We start from the raw sequence: 22,466 nt of genomic DNA on the forward strand, positions 1-22,466 counted from the left end.
GGTGGCGGCTTCGCCTTACCCGGCCAACAAGATCCTTCAACCGTAGGCCGGGTAAGCGCAGCGCCACCCGGCGAAGGCGAAACCGCGGCACTACACTCAGACCATTCCTGACAGTCTTCCATATTTCCTCCATTTTTCCACTGTGTTACCTGACTAAACTAGTATCATTCCCCGAAAGAGTTTCAGGATGAGAACGTATAACGATGAAAGGCAGTAACAAATCCCGCTGGGCAATCGCCGCTGGTCTGATTGTGGTGGTCCTGGCCGCCGCCTGGTACTGGCACAGCCAGTCCGCGAACTCCACGGCACCTGCTGGCGCCAGTAGCCCCTCACAACGCCCAACGGGCGGCGGGCGCCACGGTATGCGCGGCGGTGCGCTGGCACCGGTGCAGGCGGCAACGGCGGTGAATAAAGCGGTGCCTCGTTATCTCTCCGGGCTGGGAACCATCACTGCCGCCAACACCGTGACGGTACGTAGCCGCGTGGACGGTCAGCTGATGGCCATCCACTTCCAGGAAGGTCAACAGGTGAAAGCGGGCGATCTGCTGGCGGAAATCGATCCAAGCCAGTTTAAGGTGGCCCTGGCGCAGGCGCAGGGGCAACTCGCGAAAGACAAAGCCACCCTCGCCAATGCCCGCCGCGATTTAGCCCGCTATCAGCAGTTGGTAAAAACCAACCTCGTGTCGCGCCAGGAGCTGGATACCCAGCAATCTCTGGTCAGTGAATCTCAGGGCACCATCAAGGCCGACGAAGCCGCGGTCGCCAGCGCCCAGCTCCAGCTCGACTGGAGCCGGATCACCGCGCCGATTGACGGCCGCGTGGGCCTGAAACAGGTTGATATCGGGAACCAAATCTCCAGCGGCGATACCACGGGCATCGTGGTGATCACCCAGACGCACCCTATCGATCTCGTCTTTACCCTGCCGGAAAGCGACATTGCGACGGTGATACAGGCGCAGAAGGCCGGAAAATCGCTGGTAGTTGAAGCCTGGGATCGCACCAACAAGCAGAAGCTGAGCGAAGGTTCGCTGTTGAGCCTGGATAACCAGATCGACACCACCACCGGCACCATCAAGTTAAAAGCACGCTTCAACAATCAGGACGATGCCCTGTTCCCGAATCAGTTCGTCAATGCGCGAATGCTGGTCGCGACCGAAGAAAACGCCGTGGTGATCCCGACGGCGGCCCTGCAAATGGGCAGTGAAGGCAACTTTGTCTGGGTGCTGAACAGCGAAAACAAGGTCAGCAAACACCTGGTGAAAACCGGGATCCAGGACAGTCAGACGGTGGTGATCAGCGCCGGGCTGTCCGCAGGCGACCGCGTCGTAACCGACGGTATTGACCGGCTGACCGAAGGGGCGCAGGTCGAGGTGGTGGAAGCGCAGAATACAGGAGCAAAAGCCTGATGCAGGTGATGCCGCCGAGCTCTACAGGTGGGCCATCACGCCTGTTTATCTTACGTCCAGTTGCGACGACCCTGTTGATGGTGGCGATCCTGCTGGCCGGGATCATTGGCTACCGTTTTCTGCCCGTGTCGGCGCTGCCGGAAGTGGACTACCCGACTATTCAGGTTGTCACCCTCTATCCGGGCGCCAGTCCGGACGTGGTGACGTCCGCCATCACCGCCCCGCTGGAGCGTCAGTTTGGCCAGATGTCTGGCCTGAAGCAGATGTCCTCCCAGAGCTCGGGCGGCGCCTCGGTCGTCACGCTTCAGTTCCAGCTCGCGCTGTCGCTGGACGTCGCGGAACAGGAGGTGCAGGCCGCCATTAACGCCGCCACCAACCTGTTGCCGTCTGACCTGCCGAACCCGCCGGTTTACAGCAAGGTCAACCCGGCAGACCCGCCGATCATGACGCTTGCCGTCACCTCCTCCGCCATGCCGATGACGCAGGTGGAAGACATGGTCGAAACCCGCGTGGCGCAGAAGATTTCGCAGGTGACAGGCGTGGGGCTGGTGACGCTCGCAGGGGGACAACGCCCCGCTGTGCGCGTTAAGCTCAATGCCCAGGCCATTGCCGCGCTGGGGTTAACCAGCGAAACCATTCGCACCGCCATCAGCAGCGCCAACGTTAACTCAGCGAAGGGCTCGCTGGACGGCCCGACCCGCGCGGTCACGCTCTCCGCCAACGACCAGATGCAGTCCGCCGATGAATACCGTCAGCTGATCATTGCCTACCAGAACGGCGCGCCGATCCGCCTGGGCGACGTGGCAACCGTCGAACAAGGCGCGGAAAACAGCTGGCTCGGGGCGTGGGCCAATAAGCAGCAGGCGATTGTCATGAACGTTCAGCGCCAGCCGGGCGCGAACATTATTGATACCGCCGACAGCATTCGCACCATGCTGCCGCAGCTGGTGGAAAGCCTGCCAAAATCGGTCAGCGTGAAAGTGCTCTCTGACCGCACCACGAATATTCGCGCGTCAGTGACCGACACCCAGTTCGAGCTGATGCTGGCGATTGCGCTGGTGGTGATGATCATCTACCTGTTCCTGCGCAACGTTCCGGCAACCATCATTCCCGCCGTTGCCGTGCCGCTCTCGCTGGTCGGGACGTTCGCGGTAATGGTATTTCTCGACTTCTCGATTAACAATCTGACGCTGATGGCGCTCACCATCGCCACCGGGTTTGTGGTGGACGACGCCATCGTGGTAATCGAAAACATCTCGCGCTATATCGAGAAAGGTGAAAAGCCGTTAGCCGCCGCGCTGAAGGGCGCGGGGGAGATCGGCTTTACCATTATTTCGCTCACCTTCTCGCTGATTGCGGTGCTGATCCCGCTGCTGTTTATGGGCGATATCGTCGGGCGGCTGTTTCGCGAGTTTGCCGTGACGCTGGCGGTCGCCATTCTGATCTCTGCCGTGGTGTCGCTGACGCTGACGCCGATGATGTGCGCCCGCATGCTGAGCCACGAATCTTTGCGCAAGCAAAACCGCTTCTCCCTCGCCTCCGAGCGGATGTTCGAGCGCATTATTGCCGCCTACGGCCGCGTGCTGGCGAAAGTCCTGAACCATCCCTGGGCGACGCTCGGCGTGGCCCTCGGCACGCTGGCGCTCAGCGTCATGCTGTGGATTTTCATTCCGAAAGGCTTCTTCCCGATTCAGGACAACGGCATTATTCAGGGCACGCTTCAGGCGCCACAGACGGTCTCCTTCGCCAACATGGCGCAGCGCCAGCAGCAGGTGTCTGAGATCATCATGAAAGATCCGGCGGTGGAAAGCCTGACTGCCTACGTGGGCGTAGACGGCACCAACCCGTCGCTTAACAGCGCGCGCCTGCAAATTAACCTTAAACCGCTCGATGACCGTGACGATCGCGTCAACGCGGTTATTGAGCGTCTGCAAAGCGCTGTGGCGCGCGTACCGGGCATTGAGCTGTATCTGCAACCGATCCAGGATTTAACCATTGATACGCAGGTGAGCCGCACGCAGTACCAGTTTACGCTCCAGGCCACCTCGCTTGATGCACTCAGCACCTGGGTGCCGCAGCTGGTGGACAAGCTGAAAGCACTGCCGCAGATTTCTGACGTCAGCAGCGACTGGCAGGATAAAGGGCTGGCGGCGTACGTGAACGTCAACCGCGACACCGCCAGCCGTCTGGGCATTACCATGTCCGACGTGGATAACGCGCTGTATAACGCCTTTGGCCAGCGCCTTATCTCCACCATTTACACCCAGGCGAACCAGTATCGCGTGGTGCTGGAACATAACACCGAGAACACGCCCGGGCTTGCCGCGCTGGACTCGATACGCCTGACCAGCAAAGACGGCGGGATTGTGCCGCTCAGCGCCATTGCCAGCGTGGAAGAGCGTCACACCCCGCTGTCGATTAACCATCTCGATCAGTTCCCATCCACCACCATTTCGTTCAACGTGCCGGACGGTTATTCCCTGGGCGAAGCGGTGGAGGCCATTCTGGGTGCGGAGAAAGAACTCAGCTTCCCGTCCGATATTCAGACCCAGTTCCAGGGCAGTACTCTGGCGTTCCAGGCCGCGCTGGGCAGCACCGTCTGGCTGATTGTCGCGGCGGTGGTGGCGATGTATATCGTGCTTGGCGTGCTGTATGAAAGCTTTATCCACCCGATCACCATTCTCTCCACCCTGCCGACGGCGGGCGTGGGGGCACTGCTGGCGCTGATGCTGGCGGGGAGCGAACTGGACGTGATTGCGATCATCGGCATCATTCTGCTTATCGGCATCGTGAAGAAAAACGCCATCATGATGATCGACTTTGCGCTGGCCGCCGAGCGCGAGCAGGGTATGGCGCCGCGCGAGGCCATTTACCAGGCCTGTCTGCTGCGTTTTCGCCCGATCCTGATGACCACCCTCGCCGCCCTGCTGGGCGCGCTGCCGCTGATGCTGAGCACCGGCGTGGGGGCCGAACTGCGCCGTCCGCTGGGCATCGGGATGGTCGGCGGCCTGCTCGTAAGCCAGGTGCTGACGCTGTTTACCACGCCGGTTATCTACCTGCTGTTTGACCGTCTGGCCCTGTGGACGAAAAGCCGCTTCCCGAAACGTGAAGAGGAGGCGTAAGTGAAGTTTTTCGCCCTCTTCATTTACCGTCCGGTGGCGACGATTTTACTCTCCGTCGCTATCACCCTGTGCGGCGTGCTGGGCTTCCGGCTGCTGCCGGTGGCCCCGCTGCCGCAGGTCGATTTCCCGGTGATCATGGTCAGCGCCTCGCTGCCGGGTGCCTCGCCGGAAACCATGGCCTCATCGGTGGCGACGCCGCTTGAGCGCTCGCTTGGTCGAATTGCCGGGGTTAACGAGATGACCTCCAGCAGTTCGCTGGGCAGCACGCGCATCATTCTGGAATTCAATTTCGACCGGGACATCAACGGCGCGGCGCGTGACGTGCAGGCCGCGATTAACGCCGCCCAAAGCCTGCTGCCGAGCGGCATGCCGAGCCGTCCAACCTATCGCAAGGCCAACCCCTCCGACGCGCCGATCATGATCCTGACGCTTACGTCAGAGACCTACTCCCAGGGCGAGCTGTACGATTTTGCCTCCACCCAGCTGGCGCAAACCATCGCCCAGATTGACGGCGTGGGCGACGTGGACGTCGGCGGCAGCTCCCTGCCCGCCGTGCGCGTGGGGCTGAATCCGCAGGCGCTGTTTAACCAGGGCGTGTCGCTGGACGACGTGCGTTCCGCCATCAGCAACGCCAACGTGCGTAAGCCGCAGGGCGCGATTGAGGACAACAGCCACCGCTGGCAGATCCAGACTAACGACGAGCTGAAAACCGCCGCCGAGTATCAGCCGTTGATTATTCACTACAACAACGGCGCGGCGGTGCGCCTGAGCGACGTCGCCAGCGTCACCGATTCGGTGCAGGACGTGCGTAACGCCGGGATGACCAACGCCAAACCGGCGATTTTGCTGATGATCCGCAAGCTGCCGGAAGCCAACATCATTCAGACGGTGAACAGCATCCGCGCGCGCCTGCCGGAGCTTCAGGAAACGATTCCGGCGGCCATCGATCTCCAGATTGCGCAGGACCGCTCCCCCACCATCCGCGCCTCGCTTGAGGAGGTAGAGCAAACGCTGATCATCTCCGTCGCGCTGGTGATCCTGGTGGTGTTCCTGTTCCTGCGCTCGGGGCGCGCGACGCTGATCCCGGCGGTGGCGGTGCCGGTATCGCTGATAGGCACCTTTGCCGCCATGTACCTGTGCGGCTTTAGCCTTAACAACCTGTCGCTGATGGCGCTGACGATTGCCACCGGGTTTGTGGTGGATGACGCCATCGTGGTGCTGGAGAATATCTCGCGCCATCTGGAAGCGGGCATGAAGCCGCTCCAGGCGGCGCTTCAGGGGACGCGCGAAGTGGGCTTCACGGTCCTGTCCATGAGCCTGTCGCTGGTGGCGGTATTCCTGCCGCTGCTGCTGATGGGCGGCCTGCCGGGGCGACTGCTGCGCGAATTTGCCGTCACGCTCTCCGTCGCCATTGGTATCTCACTGGTGATTTCGCTGACGCTGACGCCGATGATGTGCGGCTGGATGCTAAAGCGCAGCCAACCGCACTCGCAGCCGCGCAGGAAAGGCTTTGGCCGCGTCCTGATGGCGATGCAGTCCGGCTACGGCAAATCGCTGAAATGGGTGCTGAACCACACGCGTATTGTCGGGCTGGTGCTGATCGGCACCATCGTCCTCAACGTCTGGATGTATATCACCATCCCGAAAACCTTTTTCCCGGAGCAGGATACCGGCGTGCTGATGGGCGGTATTCAGGCGGACCAGAGCATTTCGTTCCAGGCGATGCGCGGCAAACTGCAAGACTTTATGAAAATCATCCGGGAAGATCCGGCCGTGGATAACGTCACCGGCTTTACCGGCGGCTCGCGCGTTAACAGCGGGATGATGTTTATTACCCTTAAGCCGCGCGGTGAACGTCACGAAACGGCGCAGCAGATCATTGACCGCCTGCGGCTGAAGCTTGCCAAAGAGCCGGGGGCAAATCTGTTTTTGATGGCCGTTCAGGATATCCGCGTCGGCGGACGACAGGCTAACGCCAGCTATCAGTACACCCTGCTCTCGGATGACTTAGCCGCCCTGCGCGAGTGGGAGCCGAAGATCCGTAAAGCGCTGGCCGCGCTGCCGCAGCTGGCGGACGTGAACTCTGACAGCCAAAACAACGGTGCGGAGATGGCGCTCACCTACGATCGTGAAACCATGGCCCGCCTGGGCATTAACGTGGAGGCGGCCAACAGCCTGCTGAACAACGCCTTCGGGCAGCGTGAAGTCTCTACCATCTATCAGCCGATGAACCAGTACAAGGTGGTGATGGAGGTGGATCCGCGCTACACCCAGGACATCAGCGCGCTGGACAAGATGTTTGTGATCAATGATGACGGTAAGGCGATTCCGCTGTCGTACTTCGCCAGCTGGCAGCCGTCGAACGCCCCGCTGTCGGTGAACCACCAGGGGCTTTCCGCCGCCTCGACCGTCTCGTTTAACCTGCCAACCGGCTCGTCGCTGTCTGAGGCCAGCGATGCCATTAATCGCGCCATGACCCAGCTCGGGGTGCCCTCCTCGGTGCGCGGCAGCTTTGCCGGTACGGCGCAGGTGTTCCAGGACACCATGAACTCGCAGGTTATTTTGATTCTGGCGGCCATTGCCACGGTTTATATCGTGCTGGGCGTGCTGTACGAAAGCTACGTGCACCCGTTGACCATTCTCTCCACGCTTCCCTCTGCGGGCGTGGGGGCGCTGCTGGCGCTGGAGCTGTTCGGTGCCCCATTCAGTCTTATCGCGCTTATCGGGATCATGCTATTGATTGGCATCGTGAAGAAAAACGCGATAATGATGGTCGACTTTGCCCTGGACGCCCAGCGCAACGGCAACCTGACGCCGGACGAGGCGATATTCCAGGCCTGTCTGCTGCGTTTTCGCCCGATCATGATGACCACGCTGGCCGCGCTGTTCGGCGCGCTGCCGCTGGTCATATCCGGCGGTGACGGCTCTGAACTACGCCAGCCGCTGGGGATCACGATCGTTGGCGGCCTGGTGATGAGCCAGCTGCTGACGCTCTACACGACGCCGGTAGTCTATCTGTTCTTTGACCGCCTGCGGCTGCGTTTTTCGCGTAAAAAGAGAACCACGGTGACCGAGTAAATGACCGACCTACCCAGTAACGTTCGCTGGCAATTGTGGATCGTCGCGTTCGGCTTCTTTATGCAGTCGCTGGACACGACTATCGTGAACACCGCCCTCCCCTCGATGGCGAAAAGCCTGGGGGAGAGCCCGCTGCACATGCATATGGTGATTGTCGCCTATGTGCTGACGGTCGCTGTGATGCTGCCTGCCAGCGGCTGGCTGGCGGATAAAGTCGGCGTGCGAAACATCTTCTTCACCGCCATTGTGCTGTTTACCACCGGGTCGCTGTTTTGCGCCCAGGCCAATACCCTCGACCAGCTGGTGATGGCGCGCGTGCTACAGGGCGTCGGCGGCGCGATGATGGTACCCGTCGGGCGGTTAACGGTGATGAAAATTGTTCCGCGCGCGCAGTATATGGCGGCGATGACCTTCGTCACCCTGCCCGGTCAGGTCGGCCCGTTGCTTGGCCCGGCGCTGGGCGGGATTCTGGTGGAGTATGCCTCCTGGCACTGGATCTTCCTGATCAACCTGCCGGTCGGTATTATCGGCGCGATTGCCACCCTGACGCTGATGCCGAACTATAAAATGCAGACCCGGCGCTTTGATTTCTTTGGCTTCATCCTGCTGGCAGCTGGCATGGCGACGCTTACCCTCGCGCTCGACGGGCAAAAAGGGCTGGGGATCTCCTCCCTGTCGCTCGCCCTGCTGGTAGCGCTGGGTGTCACCGCCATTCTCTGGTATCTGTGGCATGCCAGAGGTAACGCTAACGCGCTGTTCAGCCTGAATCTGTTCAAGAATCCCACCTACCGTCTTGGTCTGTTCGGCAGCTTTGCCGGACGCATCGGCAGCGGCATGTTGCCGTTTATGACGCCGGTATTTTTACAGATTGGGATGGGCTTCTCGCCGTTCCATGCCGGGCTGATGATGATCCCGATGGTACTTGGCAGCATGGGGATGAAGCGTATTGTGGTGCAGGTGGTGAACCGCTTTGGCTATCGCCGCGTGCTGGTGGCCGCCACGATCGGGCTGGCGCTGGTCTGCCTGCTGTTTATGGCCGTGGCGCTGCTGGACTGGTACTACATCCTGCCGCTGGTGCTGTTCTGCCAGGGGATCATCAACTCCATGCGCTTCTCGTCGATGAACACCCTGACGCTGAAAGATCTGCCGGACGAGCTGGCAAGCAGTGGTAACAGTCTGCTGTCGATGATCATGCAGCTCTCCATGAGCGTGGGGGTCACGGTCGCCGGATTGCTGCTCGGCATGTACGGTCAGCACCATCTCAGCGCCGACACCCCCGTCGCGCATCAGGTCTTTTTATACACTTACCTCAGCATGGCGGTAATTATCGCTCTGCCCGCTTTTATCTTTGCCAGAGTGCCGAATGACACGACCAAAAACGTCGTGATCCGACGCGGCAAAAGGAGTGCACCATGAAATTCTGGCGTCCGGGGATCACCGGTAAGCTTTTTGTGGCGATTTTCGCCACCTGTATCGTCCTGCTGATTACTATGCACTGGGCGGTGCGGGTCAGCTTTGAGCGCGGCTTTATTGACTACATCAAGCACGGTAACGAACAGCGTTTACAGGGCTTAAGCGACGCGCTGGGGGAACAGTATAGCCTGCACGGTAACTGGCGTTTTCTGCGCAACAACGATCGCTTTATATTTCAAATTCTGCGCTCGCTGGAGCACGATAATGACGACGACCGTCCGGGACCGGGCATGCCACCGCACGGCTGGCGCACCCAGTTCTGGGTAATTGATCAGGAGATGCGCGTGCTCGTTGGCCCACGCTCTCCGGTACCGCCGGACGGCACAAAGCGCGCCATTACCTCGAACGGCGCCACGGTGGGCTGGGTTATCGCCTCCCCGGTCGAGCGGCTGACGCGCAACACCGACATCAACTTTGACCGCCAGCAGCGTCAGACCAGCTGGTTGATTGTCGCGCTTTCTACCCTGCTTGCGGCGCTCGCCACCTTCCCGCTGGCGCGCGGCCTGCTGGCGCCGGTTAAGCGCCTGGTGGAAGGCACGCACAAGCTGGCGGCGGGTGATTTCTCGACCCGCGTGGACACCCGCAGCCAGGATGAACTGGGCAAGCTGGCGCAGGACTTCAACCAGCTCGCCAGCACGCTGGAAAAAAACCAGCAGATGCGCCGCGATTTTATGGCCGACATTTCGCACGAGCTGCGCACCCCGCTGGCGGTGCTGCGCGGCGAGCTGGAGGCGATTCAGGACGGCGTGCGGCAGTTCACCCCCGAGTCGGTGGCCTCGCTTCAGGCGGAAGTCGGTACGCTGACCAAACTGGTGGACGATCTGCATCAGCTTTCCATGTCCGACGAAGGCGCCCTGGCTTACCAGAAAGCACCGATCGATGTGATCAATATCCTTGAAGTCGTGACCGGCGCATTCCGCGAGCGCTTCGCCAGCCGTGACCTGAAAATCAACCTTTCGCTGCCGGACAGTGCGGTGGTGTTCGGCGACAGAGATCGCCTGATGCAGCTGTTCAATAATCTGCTGGAGAACAGCCTCCGCTACACCGACGGCGGCGGCGCGCTGCATATCTCCGGCAGGCAGGAAAACGGGCGCTTTGCCCTGACCTTTGCGGACTCCGCCCCTGGCGTGAAGGATGCGCAGCTGGAAAAACTGTTCGAGCGCTTCTATCGCACCGAAGGTTCACGCAACCGCGCCAGCGGCGGTTCCGGCCTTGGGCTGGCCATTTGCGTTAACATTGTGGAGGCCCATGGCGGCACCATCCGCGCCGCCCATTCGCCTTTTGGCGGGGTTAGCATTACAGTAGAGTTACCTCTGGAACGGGATTTATCGAGGGAAGCATGACCGAGTTACCGATTGACGACAACACACCGCGTATTTTGATCGTGGAAGACGAGCCTAAACTTGGGCAACTGCTGATCGACTATTTGCGCGCTGCGAGTTACGCGCCAACGCTTATCAGCCACGGCGACCAGGTGCTGCCCTACGTGCGCCAGACGCCGCCGGATCTGATCCTGCTGGATCTGATGCTGCCGGGTACCGACGGCCTAACCCTGTGCCGCGAAATTCGTCGTTTCTCCGATGTGCCCATCGTGATGGTGACGGCCAAAATCGAAGAGATCGATCGTCTGCTGGGGCTCGAAATCGGCGCCGACGATTACATCTGCAAGCCTTACAGCCCGCGGGAGGTGGTCGCTCGGGTGAAAACCATCCTCCGCCGCTGTAAGCCGCAGCGTGAATTGCAGGTGCTCGATGCGCAAAGCCCGCTGATCGTCGACGAAAGCCGTTTCCAGGCGAGCTGGCGCAGCAAACTTTTGGATCTCACCCCCGCAGAGTTTCGCCTGTTGAAAACGCTCTCCCACGAGCCGGGCAAAGTGTTTTCCCGCGAGCAGCTGCTCAACCATCTGTATGACGATTACCGCGTGGTGACCGACCGCACCATCGACAGCCACATCAAAAACCTGCGCCGCAAGCTGGAGGCGCTGGACGCCGACCAGTCGTTTATTCGCGCGGTGTACGGCGTGGGGTATCGCTGGGAAGCGGATGCGTGCAGGATTGCTTAATATTTGCTTTAACGATGATTACCTGCCCAGGTAATCATCGTTCTTCATAACATTCACTTTCTAACAACACGCCTACCTGATTTGACAATTGCAAACTGTAATGTTTGATGTTAAAAACGAAATAAATCACTATATTACGGCTTCAAGAAATGCAAAATTTTATTGGTAATTTATTCATTATCATCACCACAGCTATAAGCGTTGCCAGCCTTTTTCTGGGGTTATTTGCTTATAATAAAAAAATGAAAACAAAAGCAATACAAAAAATAGAACTCCTCATACCTAAAAAAAACAGAATAACCAAGTTTTCCGAGCAATGGGTAAGCGCTTTTTTCCTGGCATTCGGTAATCATGCATTCTCAAAAAGGCAATTGATTACCATCCCGTTTTTATTGGTTTTATATTCCAGTATCTTATTTGTAGTTTGGTATCTCTGGGTGCTGACTTTTAGAAATCCTGAGCACATCATTCCTCAACATCTGCCATTGACCATTGAAGTTGCTTTACATGACTTTATTCATTTTGGCTTTTGGTACTCTTTACTGCTTGATGTGATGTCAATTTATCTTATCAGAGCTTACATTAACGCAGGTCTATCGAAAGGGTTTTCGTCTGTAAAATCGATCGTTTATTTTTCTTCAATTGTTCTGGGAGTTATGCTCTCATTTACACTTATCATCACCCATCTTAAAAATGCTTCGATTGAGGACCTCTATATCCAGCAAGGCCTGTATTTTGAAGACAGACCTGTAATGACATGGAACCCGCTGGAAGTGATACGTTCTTCACTGGATTTCATCGATAACGAAACCATGATTATCTTTACCTCAAAAGGGGCAATATCTAACTACTTCATTCCGCAGGCGATCATGTTTTACCTTTCCATGTTTACGCAATTGACGCTGCTTATTGTTTTCATCAGCTATATGATCACAAAAATACTGCATAACATCCGAACGGTTGCCATCTGGACAGTCAAGTATTCTGGAACGGCTACGATGAATGCCATTGGTTTCATTCTTATCGCCGGTATTATTCTACTGGCTTTAATATATTTGTGTTTGTATGTCATATCGCTAATGGTTTAAAGATACGAAGTATTATGTCATCTGAAAGGGGTGAGGCGCTTTACCTCCCCGCCCCGCAGCGCTACAATGCCCGCCCTTAAAGTGGGGGATCTCCCCTTACCGCTGCATCAGGTGCATGCGGATCTGACCTGTCATCAGAACGAGAACAAACATGTTTAAACCGGAACTCCTTTCCCCGGCGGGAACGCTGCAAAATATGCGTTACGCTTTCGCCTATGGCGCCGACGCCGTCTACGCGGGCCAGCCGCGCTACTCGCTGCGCGTGCGTAACAACGAATTCAACCACGAGAATCTTCAGCTCGGCATCAATGAAGCGCATGCCCTGGGCAAAAAATTCTACGTGGTGGTGAACATCGCGCCGCACAACGCCAAGCTGAAAACATTCATTCGTGACCTGAAGCCGGTCGTGGAGATGGGGCCGGACGCGCTGATCATGTCGGACCCGGGTTTAATCATGCTGGTTCGGGAGAATTTCCCGGAGATGGACATTCACCTCTCAGTGCAGGCTAACGCCGTCAACTGGGCAACGGTGAAATTCTGGAAACAGATGGGGCTGACCCGCGTCATTCTGTCCCGCGAGCTGTCCCTCGAAGAGATCGAAGAGATCCGCACCCAGGTGCCGGATATGGAGATCGAAATCTTCGTTCATGGCGCGCTGTGCATGGCCTACTCCGGCCGCTGCCTGCTCTCTGGCTATATCAACAAGCGTGACCCGAACCAGGGCACCTGCACCAACGCCTGCCGCTGGGAATATAACGTTCAGGAAGGCAAAGAGGATGACATCGGTAACATCGTGCATAAACACGAGCCGATCCCGGTCACCAACGTTGAGCCAACGCTGGGTATCGGCGCGCCTACCGACAGCGTGTTTATGATCGAAGAAGCCAAACGTCCGGGTGAGTACATGACCGCCTTCGAAGACGAGCACGGCACCTACATCATGAACTCTAAAGATCTGCGCGCCATCGCGCACGTCGAGCGTTTAACCAAGATGGGCGTACACTCCCTGAAAATTGAAGGCCGCACCAAGTCTTACTACTACTGCGCCCGTACCGCACAGGTATATCGCAAAGCCATCGACGATGCCGCTGCCGGTAAACCGTTCGACACCAGCCTGCTGGAAACGCTGGAAGGTCTGGCGCATCGCGGCTATACCGAAGGTTTCCTGCGTCGTCACACTCACGACGACTACCAGAACTACGAGCATGGCTATTCGATTTCCGAACGCCAGCAGTTTGTAGGCGACTTCACCGGCGAGCGTAAAGGCCCGCTGGCCGCCGTCGCCGTAAAAAACAAATTCACTAAAGGCGACAGCCTGGAGCTGATGACGCCGCAGGGCAACATGAACTTCCGACTGGAGCACCTGGAAAACAAAAAAGGTGAGGCGATTGAGGTCGCACCTGGCGACGGCCATGTGGTCTGGCTGCCGGTTCCTGAAGAGGTGGAGCTGGAGTTTGCGCTGCTGATGCGTAATTTTGAAGGTGAAAATACCCGAAATCCACACGGCAAATAGTCAATCAACGGGATTTTTTCACGCTGGGATAATTCTTAGAATCGGATCACATACCGCTTCGTTCAATACGGGTATTATCCCCCCGCTGAAAAACATAACCCATAAATGCTAGCTGTACCAGGAACCACCTCCTTAGCCTGCGTAATCTCCCTTACGCGGGCTTATTTTTTTTGTTAACTCCTGAAATTTTTCCCCCTGATAAATATGGCGTTGCATTGACCCGGGAAAGGTTTGTGTCAGCATTAGGCGTATCATCTAAGCAAATCGAACGAACAAAGGATCCTAATCACATTTTTTAATGGATTTGAGAGGGATGAACACTATTCGGAACATTCCTAATTTTAAGTGTTAACGGGACCTTTACTCTTGATTTACTAACAATCAACGTTTCACACGGACGGAGAGATGAAGTGACATTCACAGGACAATTTTCAAAGGATCTTCCAGATTACGAACTCGCACGCAGTCTTGGTCTTGCCTCTGGCGGCGATATAAATTTCACAGCACTTGCAGGTCAACTGGACTGTAGCAGAAATTTTTGCCAGGCCGGGATTATCTACTCAGACGGTACACGTCAGTGGCTAGTACGGCCATCAAGAAGGATTGCGACACCAAACGAAAGCTCGGTTAGTCATGTAGTCATAACCAAAGTAAATGCCGCATTAGTTAACCCTGTTCAGGCAACAACGGCGACGATTAATTCCCCTTCCCTGGCAACTGAAATTGGTTCAACGGCAATTTCCTGCGGAGCCGCAATTCTTACTGTTGTACTTGCGGCAGGGGCCGGTATGGCTATACCTCTTACTGCAGGGTCTTCCGGTGCTATAGCCGCTGTGATTTTAGCCGGTGGTGTAGCAACTGGAATTCAATGTGCAAATGGGCTTGGCCGACTATCGTTGATTGCTATGAATCATGATGATTACGTTGCGTGGATGGACTCCCAGGAGTGGTATACAGCAACCAACACAGCCCTGGATGCGATTTCTCTTGCCGGGGCTGCTGCGGGTTTAAAAAGCGCTGCATTAACATATCGCCTTCTTAACCGTTCATCGTCTGAGAGTTTGCTCTCCTTATTACAAAAAATGAGCCGGGCCGACCGTACGCGATTAACAGAGGAGATTATTCGTATCCGCAATCCCGGCATCTCGAATTCAGGTGTAAAAGCAGCAATGAAGGCAGGCGTGTATCCCAAACGTTATCCGTCAGAAGCGTTGCAGTTGCTCTTACAGCGTGAGTTGCTGAATACCATTTCAAATTCTTCTGCCTTCGTTGGAAGTGCCATCTCAGGAAATATCAGAAATCCACAGAATGTTGCACAAACGGGTAAATACATTTTTGGTTTAATTCAGCCTTTTTCATTTACAGGAAGTTATTGACCCGTCCATGATGAAATACATTAAAGATAGCCTTGCATTAAGTGCTTTGGTTAAAAGTAAAATGGCGACCGATGATCTCAACCAGCTTGAAACATTAAAAGAACAGTTAAAAGATCGGTTCGGCGTTCCTGTGGGCGTCCATATGACAGGAATTCCTTTGGCAGTGAGCACGTTACTGGCTATTTTTTGCTACGCCATGCTGCAAGTGTCCCTCTGGTTGTTGCTGTTTCGCTGGCTCGGCTTACCCGAATTTAAGGTTATGATGGGAGTATTCATTGCAGCGATTGTGTATTGTCTGGTAGTGATGAGCACGATGTTTCTGACTACACGAGGTTCTTTACCTGGATATAAACTGCATATTTTCGTCATTACGCTGACAGGCATAATGAGCATCATTTATTTCATCTGGACGGGGATTTCGCTTTTATTCGGCCCTGTTGAGAACTACACACCGCAAATAACCTCTTTGCTGGGGCTGGGATTTTTCTTTCTGAACATTATGTGGATGAATTCATCGATTTTTTACCGCTCCATTGCGCTAACGCTACATAATCGGGTCTGGCGTAAGCAGCTCAAAATCGAGGCAAGGCCAATGTCACACCTCAAACGTTGACCACAATAGTCAATTGAGCGGCAGTAGTATGCACTGTAAGCGCTACGGGGTTCTTTAGTCGATTTCAAAGCCCTTACGCGGGCTTATTTTTTGCCTTTCATCCTGTTCTTACCCGCTTTTTCCCTCTCTGGGATACACTCTTTCTATAGCTAAAAAAGGGAGCAACCCGGATGGCAACCTATCCAGACAGTTTATTAATTCTTAACGGCAAGAGTGCAGGCAACGATCTGCTGCGCCAGGCGATTACCGAATTGCGTGAAGACGGAGCATGCATTCACGTGCGCGTGACATTTGAAAAAGGCGATGCGGCACGCTATATCGACGAAGGCATCAGGTTAGGCGCTGAGACCATCATTTCCGGCGGCGGCGACGGAACAATCAACGAGATTGCTGGCGCGCTTATTGATCTCGACACAGCCCATCGCCCGGCGATGGGCATTTTACCGCTCGGTACCGCCAATGATTTTGCCACCAGCGCCGGTATTCCGGAGGATGTAGGCAAAGCACTGCAACTGGCTATCCTCGGGAAAGCGACCGCCGTCGATATTGCGCAGGTGAATGAAAGAACCTGCTTTATCAATATGGCAACGGGCGGTTTCGGCACGCGGATCACCAGCGAAACACCGGAAAAACTGAAAGCCGCGCTGGGCGGCGTTTCGTATCTCATCCATGGCCTAATGCGCATGGACACCCTCAAGCCCGACAGCTGTGAAATTCACGGTGAGAACTTCCACTGGCAGGGCGACGCGCTGGTGATTGGTATCGGCAACGGGCGGCAGGCGGGGGGCGGTCAGCAGCTTTGCCCGGAAGCATTGATCAACGACGGTCAATTACAGCTGCGTATTTTTACCGGCGACGGGCTGCTGCCTGCGCTGTTTACGACGCTGACGCAGCCAGAGGAGAGCCCCAATATCATCGACGGGAAATCCGCGTGGTTTGAAGTGATCGCCCCACACGGCATGACCTTTAACCTCGACGGAGAGCCGCTCAGCGGCGAGCGATTCCGCATTGAGGTGTTGCCCGGGGCGTTGCAGTGCCGATTGCCGCCGGACTGCGTGCTGTTGCGCTGATTTTTTACAGCGTGCGCGATAATGCCCTCTCCCCACAGGGCTGAGGGTTCCCCAGTAATTTGAAAGCAAAAGCTATAACGTTGCCTCAGAATAACTGAGGGCTTTCAGCGATGCCTCGGTCCGGCTGTAAATCGCTGAGGCGTTTCCTGTAGGCCGGGGCGAGGCGCAGGGATGCGCCGAGAGGGCGGGCTGTACAGGGATGTTACTTCCGCCCGTCCCCGATAAGCCGGAAGGAATAAGCCGAAGGGACCGCGAAGCGGCGATTTACCGCCGGGAGCCCGGGTCGCCAGGGTGGTGGCGACTGAGCCACCCTCTCCCTCAAGGGAGAGGGGGCCGTTTGTGCAGGCATTATTTTGTGAGGAACCCTCAGCCCACGGGGGAGAGGGATACGGTGGCGTCAGGCAATCGTGACTTTACTGTCCAGATAGACATCCTGAACCGCATTAATCAGCTTCACGCCGTCGGCCATGGATTTTTTAAACGCCTTACGGCCCAGGATCAGCCCCATACCGCCCGCACGTTTGTTAATGACCGCCGTGCGCACCGCGTCGGTCAGGTCAGTTTCACCGCCTGCCGCACCGCCGGAGTTAATCAGCCCGGCGCGGCCCATGTAGCAGTTCGCCAGCTGGTAGCGCACCAGATCGATCGGGTTGTCGCTGGTCAGCTTGCTGTACACGCGGTCGTCGGTATAGCCAAAGTTCACCGCTTTATAGCCGCCGTTATTCTCGGCCATTTTCTGCTTCACGATGTCCGCGCCGATGGTTGCTGCCAGGTGGTTTGCCTGACCGGTCAGATCCGCTGATACGTGGTAATCCACGCCGTCTTTCTTGAATGACGCGTTACGCAGATAGGCCCACAGCACGGTTACCATGCCCAGCTCGTGGGCACGCTCGAACGCCGCGGAGATTTCTTCAATCTGACGTCGCGACTGTTCAGAGCCGAAATAGATGGTTGCCCCGACCGCCACCGCGCCCATGTTGAACGCCTGCTCGACGCTGGCGTACAGCGTCTGGTCATATTCGGTTGGGTAGCTCAGGGTTTCGTTGTGGTTCAGCTTGACGAGGAACGGAATGCGGTGAGCATAGCGGCGAGAAACGGAGGCCAGCACGCCATACGTCGATGCCACACAGTTACACCCTGCTTCAATCGCCAGCTCGACAATGTTTTTCGGGTCAAAGTAGAGCGGGTTAGCAGCAAACGACGCTCCCGCCGAGTGCTCTACGCCCTGGTCAACGGGCAGAATGGAGAGATAGCCGGTCCCGCCCAGACGGCCGGTATTGTAAAGCGTCTGCATGTTTCGCAGTACGGCAGGCGGACGGTTGTTGTCGACCATGACCCGGTCTACGTAATCATGGCCAGGCAGATAAAGCTGGTCGGCTGGAATGGTCATACAACGATGCTGTAAAAGGCTGTCGGCGTCTTTGCCAAGCAGCTGCGCAATATCAGTCATAGTGATGCTCCCGTAAGTCCGACATGATGTCGGAGCGTGTGATCCAAGCCCACGTTTTTGCAGGCAGACTAAGCCTGGTACCGACTTAACCTATTTTCCACCATTTGCAACTTTTTTAAGCACAATCTGCTGGCTCGTTTCGTGTACAACATTTTTGTTACACTGATCAAACAATCGCCTTAAAGGTATTTAAAAGGTATTATCACATGGTATGTTACATGCGTACCTCTGACATGCAGGATTAAAAAATGAAAACGAAAGTCCAACTGTCATTCATGATGTTCGTTGAATGGTTTATCTGGGGCGCATGGTTTGTGCCGCTGTGGCTGTGGCTGAGTAAGAGCGGGTTTACCGCCGGGGAAATTGGCTGGTCGTATGCCTGTACCGCGATTGCCGCGATCCTCTCTCCTATCCTGGTCGGCTCGCTGACGGACCGTTTCTTCGCCGCCCAGAAAGTGCTGGCCGTGCTGATGTTCGCTGGCGCGGTTCTGATGTATTTCGCAGCACAGCAAACCCAGTTCAGCACCTTCTTCCCGCTGCTGCTGGCCTACTCCCTGACCTATATGCCGACCATCGCGCTGACCAACAGCATCGCCTTCGCGAACGTCGATGACGTAGAGGCTGATTTCCCGCGCATCCGCGTGATGGGCACCATCGGCTGGATTGCCTCCGGCCTGGCGTGCGGCTTCCTGCCGCAGATGATGGGCTATAGCGACATCTCTGACACCAATATTCCGCTGCTGATGACCGCTGCCAGCTCCCTTCTGCTCGGCGTCTTCGCGCTGTTCCTGCCGAACACGCCACCAAAGAGTACCGGCAAGCTGGATTTCAAAGTGATGCTGGGGCTGGATGCGCTGATCCTGCTGCGCGATAAAAACTTTCTGGTGTTCTTCTTCTGCTCGTTCCTGTTCGCCATGCCGCTGGCCTTCTACTACATCTTTGCCAACGGCTATCTCACCGAAGTGGGGATGAAAAACGCCACCGGCTGGATGACCCTCGGCCAGTTCTCTGAAATCTTCTTCATGCTCGCTCTGCCGTTCTTTACCAAACGCTTTGGTATTAAGAAGGTCTTGCTGCTGGGTCTGATCACCGCCGCCATTCGCTACGGTTTCTTTGTTTACGGCGGCGCCGAGCAATACTTCACCTACGCCCTGCTGTTCCTCGGCATTCTGCTGCACGGCGTAAGCTATGACTTCTATTACGTCACCGCGTACATCTACGTGGATAAAAAAGCGCCCGTGCATATGCGCAACGCGGCGCAGGGCTTGATCACGCTGTGCTGTCAGGGCTTTGGTAGCCTGCTGGGTTACCGTCTCGGCGGCGTGATGATGGAAAAAATGTTCGCATATAAAGAGCCGGTGAATGGGCTGACCTTCAACTGGGCCGGAATGTGGACGTTTGGTGCAATCATGATTGTGGTGATTGCCGTGCTGTTTATGCTGTTTTTCCGCGAATCGGATAAAGAGATCACCGCAATTGAGGTGGTTGATGGCGATACCGCGCTGACACGAGGGGAAGTTAAATGAAACAAGACCGTATTCTCGGTGCTCTTTACGGGCAGGCGTTAGGGGATGCGATGGGGATGCCGTCGGAGCTGTGGCCGCGCAAGCGGGTGAAAGCGCACTTCGGCTGGATCGACCGTTTCTTACCCGGCCCGGCTGAGAATAATGCCGCCTGTTACTTTAAGCAGGCCGAATTTACGGATGATACGTCAATGGCGCTGTGCCTGGCCGACGCGATTATCGAATGCGACGGGGAAATTAACCCTGACGTTATCGGTAAGCATATTCTGGACTGGGCGCTGGATTTTGACGCGTTCAATAAGAATGTGCTCGGCCCGACCTCCAAAATTGCCCTGAACGCCATCCGTGACGGCAAGCCGGTGAGCCAGCTGGAGAACAACGGCGTCACCAACGGTGCGGCGATGCGCGCCTCCCCGCTGGGATGCCTGCTGCCGGCCACGCGTCTGGCGCACTTTGTGGAACAGGTTGCGTTAGCCTCCAGCCCGACCCATAAATCGGATCTCGCTATCGCCGGTGCGGTGGTGATCGCCTGGGCGGTTTCACGCGCTATCGACGGCGAGCGCTGGCAGAACATCGCCGATGCCCTGCCGGGTATTGCCCATGCGGCACAGGAGGCGAACACGACCACCTTCAGCGCATCGCTTTCCGCTCGTATTGAGCTGGCCCTGAAAACCGTGCGCGAAGCCAACGGTACCGAGACCGCCAGCGAGCAGATCTATCAGCTTATTGGCGCAGGCACGAGCACCCTTGAGTCCGTTCCGGCGGCGATTGCGATGGTCGAACTCGCGGGTACCGATCCGAACCGCTGCGCGGTGTTATGCGCCAACCTGGGTGGTGATACTGACACTATCGGCGCGATGGCAACAGCCATCTGCGGCGCGCTGCACGGTGTACAGGCCATTGATCCGGCACTCAAAAACGAACTTGATGCCGTAAACCGGCTCGATTTCGGCCACTACTGTGAAAAACTGCTGCACTTCCGGGAGCACAGGGAGGGCGTATGAGTGCTTTTGCCCGCCGTCTCGAAACCCTTCACGCCACGCGTCCCGTAACGGTGCTCGGCGCGGCGGTCATCGACGTGATTGCCGACGCCTACGCCCTGCCCTGGCGCGGGTGTGATATCGAACTGAAGCAACAGGGAGTGAATATTGGCGGCTGCGCGCTGAATATTGCCATCGCCCTGAAGCGGCTCGGCATTGCTGCGCAAAACGCGCTTCCTGTCGGCCACGGCGTGTGGGCCGATATTATCCGTAACGCCATGGCGAAGCAGGATCTGCACAGCGCCGTGGAAGCGGAAACGGGTGATAACGGCTGGTGCCTGGCGCTGGTGGAGCCTGACGGTGAACGGACCTTTATGTCGTTCAGCGGCGTGGAGAATCAGTGGCAGCAGCGCTGGCTGGACGGGTTAAGCGTGCCGGCAGGGAGCCTGATCTCTTTGTCCGGCTACCAGCTGGCGTCCCCCAGCGGTGAGCTGCTGACGGCCTGGCTGGAAAGTCTTCAGGATGCGACGCTCTTTATCGATTTCGGTCCGCGCATCGCGGATATTCCCGACCCGCTGATGGCAAGGATTATGGCCTGCAAACCGATTGTCTCGCTTAATCGTCAGGAGGCGGAACTTGCCGCAGAATGGCTTGGCGTAAGCGTGGAAGAGCTCGGCACACGGTGGCAGCAGAGGTTTGGCGCTGCGCTGATCGTACGCCATGATAAAGACGGGGCGGTCTGGTATGACGGTGACGCTTCCGGACACGTTCCGGCGTTTCCTGCTACCGTGGTCGATACCATCGGCGCGGGTGACAGCCATGCGGGAGGTACCCTTGCCGGTCTGGCCGCGGGATGGTCACTGCCAGAGGCGGTGCAGCTTGGCAATGCCGTAGCCGCCTGGGTAGTCAGCCATCGCGGTGGCGACTGCGCCCCCACGCGCGAGGCCCTACTCCTCGCACACAAAGACGTATAGGTCGCTGCGGCAGTAGCTGATGCTGTACTCAATTGGCCGGTGCTGTTGATCGAGCGCGACTTGCTTGATCACCAGCACCGGTATCTTATCGTCCATCTTGATATGCGCCTGAAACTCGCTGTCCGGCATCCGGGCGCTGACGCGGGACCGGGTGCGCTGCGGAAAGATATTCTGGCTGCGGAAGTAATCATAAAGCGAGACGCCAATGTCGTCCGGGTTGGGAATTAATCCTACTGGTACCCAGGACTCCTCTATCGATACTGCATCGTCATCCACATAGCGGATGCGCTTAAGCAGAAATACATCACTGTCTGGCGCAAGGGAAAGGTGGCGGGCGATCTCCTCCGGACATTTCACGACGCGTTTATTAACCCACAGCGTGTTGGGCGTTTTGCCCCGCAGCACCACCTGCTGAGAAAACCCGCGCGCCTCTTTTAGCGAATATTCAAAGATATTGTTGATTTGCGTACCGTATCCACGCGCGCGGGTGACGACGCCAGCCTCTTCCAGCGCCTGCATCGCTTTACGCACCGTAATGCGCGACACACCGGCAAGCTGGCTCAGATCGCGCTCGCCAGGCAAAATATTACCGTGCGCGAGCACGCCGCTGCGTACCGCGTTTTTAACCGTTTCGGCAAATTTCAGATACAGCGGCGTGTTGTCCGGTGCGGCAATTCGTTCCTTGAGTTGAGCAATTAACCGGGTATGCGCTTGTTCCATCTCTGTTTTTCTCTGGCA

At 56.8% G+C, this 22,466-nt stretch carries 16 protein-coding genes; 14 read left to right on the forward strand and 2 right to left on the reverse strand.

Annotated elements, in window-relative coordinates; translation table 11 throughout:
• Positions 1-203 precede the first annotated feature (203 nt).
• From ACOTZD_RS02400 to yegS, 11 genes are all read left to right on the forward strand, one after another.
• Positions 204-1,406: an MdtA/MuxA family multidrug efflux RND transporter periplasmic adaptor subunit gene (locus tag ACOTZD_RS02400; RefSeq protein ID WP_022651490.1), complete on the forward strand. Its 1,203-nt coding sequence runs from the start codon at positions 204-206 to the stop codon at positions 1,404-1,406.
• Entirely contained in the window at positions 1,406-4,528 is a 3,123-nt protein-coding gene (locus ACOTZD_RS02405) for an MdtB/MuxB family multidrug efflux RND transporter permease subunit (protein ID WP_022651491.1), read from the forward strand. Before ACOTZD_RS02400 ends, ACOTZD_RS02405 begins: the two co-directional genes overlap by 1 nt.
• A complete protein-coding gene (gene mdtC / locus ACOTZD_RS02410; protein ID WP_023324948.1) occupies positions 4,529-7,606 on the forward strand; it encodes a multidrug efflux RND transporter permease subunit MdtC in 3,078 nt (1,025 codons plus the stop codon).
• Positions 7,607-9,022, forward strand: a complete 1,416-nt coding sequence (locus ACOTZD_RS02415; RefSeq protein WP_174402443.1) for an MFS transporter — start codon at positions 7,607-7,609, stop codon at positions 9,020-9,022. It abuts the gene before it with no gap.
• The gene (gene baeS, locus ACOTZD_RS02420) at positions 9,019-10,422 is read left to right on the forward strand and encodes a two-component system sensor histidine kinase BaeS (RefSeq protein ID WP_006811258.1); all 1,404 of its coding nucleotides are present in this window, start codon (positions 9,019-9,021) and stop codon (positions 10,420-10,422) included. The genes ACOTZD_RS02415 and baeS overlap by 4 nt, the downstream gene beginning before the upstream one ends.
• Positions 10,419-11,141: a two-component system response regulator BaeR gene (baeR, locus tag ACOTZD_RS02425; RefSeq protein WP_015572364.1), complete on the forward strand. Its 723-nt coding sequence runs from the start codon at positions 10,419-10,421 to the stop codon at positions 11,139-11,141. Before baeS ends, baeR begins: the two co-directional genes overlap by 4 nt.
• A 149-nt stretch (positions 11,142-11,290) precedes the next feature.
• Positions 11,291-12,229 (forward strand): hypothetical protein, encoded by a 939-nt coding sequence (locus tag ACOTZD_RS02430; RefSeq protein ID WP_045350251.1) that lies wholly within the window; start codon positions 11,291-11,293, stop codon positions 12,227-12,229.
• Between the two features lie 151 nt (positions 12,230-12,380).
• Positions 12,381-13,742, forward strand: coding sequence for a tRNA 5-hydroxyuridine modification protein YegQ (gene yegQ / locus ACOTZD_RS02435; RefSeq protein WP_022651495.1), 1,362 nt, complete (start codon positions 12,381-12,383; stop codon positions 13,740-13,742).
• 410 nt (positions 13,743-14,152) lie between these two features.
• Positions 14,153-15,118 carry a hypothetical protein gene (locus tag ACOTZD_RS02440; protein ID WP_174402488.1) on the forward strand — a complete coding sequence of 322 codons (966 nt, stop codon included), beginning with the start codon at positions 14,153-14,155 and terminating at the stop codon, positions 15,116-15,118.
• 7 nt (positions 15,119-15,125) lie between these two features.
• Positions 15,126-15,731 carry a hypothetical protein gene (locus tag ACOTZD_RS02445; protein ID WP_049126625.1) on the forward strand — a complete coding sequence of 202 codons (606 nt, stop codon included), beginning with the start codon at positions 15,126-15,128 and terminating at the stop codon, positions 15,729-15,731.
• Between the two features lie 170 nt (positions 15,732-15,901).
• Positions 15,902-16,801, forward strand: coding sequence for a lipid kinase YegS (yegS, locus tag ACOTZD_RS02450; protein ID WP_063944285.1), 900 nt, complete (start codon positions 15,902-15,904; stop codon positions 16,799-16,801).
• Positions 16,802-17,198: 397 nt separating this feature from the next.
• Here the strand turns inward: yegS and fbaB are convergent, their stop codons facing one another.
• The gene (gene fbaB, locus ACOTZD_RS02455; protein ID WP_000129585.1) at positions 17,199-18,251 is read right to left on the reverse strand and encodes a class I fructose-bisphosphate aldolase; all 1,053 of its coding nucleotides are present in this window, start codon (positions 18,249-18,251) and stop codon (positions 17,199-17,201) included.
• Positions 18,252-18,499: 248 nt separating this feature from the next.
• Between fbaB and ACOTZD_RS02460 the strand changes: the two genes are divergently transcribed.
• From ACOTZD_RS02460 to ACOTZD_RS02470, 3 genes are read left to right on the forward strand one after another with little or no spacing between them, the layout of a single operon-like run.
• Positions 18,500-19,777 carry a nucleoside permease gene (locus tag ACOTZD_RS02460; RefSeq protein ID WP_058658055.1) on the forward strand — a complete coding sequence of 426 codons (1,278 nt, stop codon included), beginning with the start codon at positions 18,500-18,502 and terminating at the stop codon, positions 19,775-19,777.
• Entirely contained in the window at positions 19,774-20,778 is a 1,005-nt protein-coding gene (locus ACOTZD_RS02465; protein ID WP_072139460.1) for an ADP-ribosylglycohydrolase family protein, read from the forward strand. The genes ACOTZD_RS02460 and ACOTZD_RS02465 overlap by 4 nt, the downstream gene beginning before the upstream one ends.
• The gene (locus ACOTZD_RS02470) at positions 20,775-21,728 is read left to right on the forward strand and encodes a PfkB family carbohydrate kinase (RefSeq protein ID WP_045337646.1); all 954 of its coding nucleotides are present in this window, start codon (positions 20,775-20,777) and stop codon (positions 21,726-21,728) included. The genes ACOTZD_RS02465 and ACOTZD_RS02470 overlap by 4 nt, the downstream gene beginning before the upstream one ends.
• Here the strand turns inward: ACOTZD_RS02470 and ACOTZD_RS02475 are convergent.
• Positions 21,702-22,448, reverse strand: coding sequence for a GntR family transcriptional regulator (locus ACOTZD_RS02475; RefSeq protein WP_003859242.1), 747 nt, complete (start codon positions 22,446-22,448; stop codon positions 21,702-21,704). The two genes, ACOTZD_RS02470 and ACOTZD_RS02475, sit on opposite strands and share 27 nt — an antisense overlap.
• Between the last annotated feature and the right edge of the window lie 18 nt (positions 22,449-22,466).

This window comes from Enterobacter cloacae complex sp. SHL022, assembly GCF_049237785.1.
In the GTDB taxonomy this organism is placed as follows: Bacteria; Pseudomonadota; Gammaproteobacteria; order Enterobacterales; family Enterobacteriaceae; genus Enterobacter; species Enterobacter hormaechei_C.

Coding starts and splice junctions, on each gene's coding strand:
- ACOTZD_RS02470 (WP_045337646.1), top strand. CDS start 20,775: ATGAGTGCTTTTGCCCGCCGTCTCGAAACCCTTCACGCCACGCGTCCC.
- baeS (WP_006811258.1), top strand. CDS start 9,019: ATGAAATTCTGGCGTCCGGGGATCACCGGTAAGCTTTTTGTGGCGATT.
- baeR (WP_015572364.1), top strand. CDS start 10,419: ATGACCGAGTTACCGATTGACGACAACACACCGCGTATTTTGATCGTG.
- ACOTZD_RS02405 (WP_022651491.1), top strand. CDS start 1,406: ATGCAGGTGATGCCGCCGAGCTCTACAGGTGGGCCATCACGCCTGTTT.
- ACOTZD_RS02415 (WP_174402443.1), top strand. CDS start 7,607: ATGACCGACCTACCCAGTAACGTTCGCTGGCAATTGTGGATCGTCGCG.
- ACOTZD_RS02475 (WP_003859242.1), bottom strand. CDS start 22,448: ATGGAACAAGCGCATACCCGGTTAATTGCTCAACTCAAGGAACGAATT.
- fbaB (WP_000129585.1), bottom strand. CDS start 18,251: ATGACTGATATTGCGCAGCTGCTTGGCAAAGACGCCGACAGCCTTTTA.
- ACOTZD_RS02445 (WP_049126625.1), top strand. CDS start 15,126: ATGATGAAATACATTAAAGATAGCCTTGCATTAAGTGCTTTGGTTAAA.
- ACOTZD_RS02430 (WP_045350251.1), top strand. CDS start 11,291: ATGCAAAATTTTATTGGTAATTTATTCATTATCATCACCACAGCTATA.
- yegS (WP_063944285.1), top strand. CDS start 15,902: ATGGCAACCTATCCAGACAGTTTATTAATTCTTAACGGCAAGAGTGCA.
- ACOTZD_RS02400 (WP_022651490.1), top strand. CDS start 204: ATGAAAGGCAGTAACAAATCCCGCTGGGCAATCGCCGCTGGTCTGATT.
- yegQ (WP_022651495.1), top strand. CDS start 12,381: ATGTTTAAACCGGAACTCCTTTCCCCGGCGGGAACGCTGCAAAATATG.
- ACOTZD_RS02460 (WP_058658055.1), top strand. CDS start 18,500: ATGAAAACGAAAGTCCAACTGTCATTCATGATGTTCGTTGAATGGTTT.
- ACOTZD_RS02465 (WP_072139460.1), top strand. CDS start 19,774: ATGAAACAAGACCGTATTCTCGGTGCTCTTTACGGGCAGGCGTTAGGG.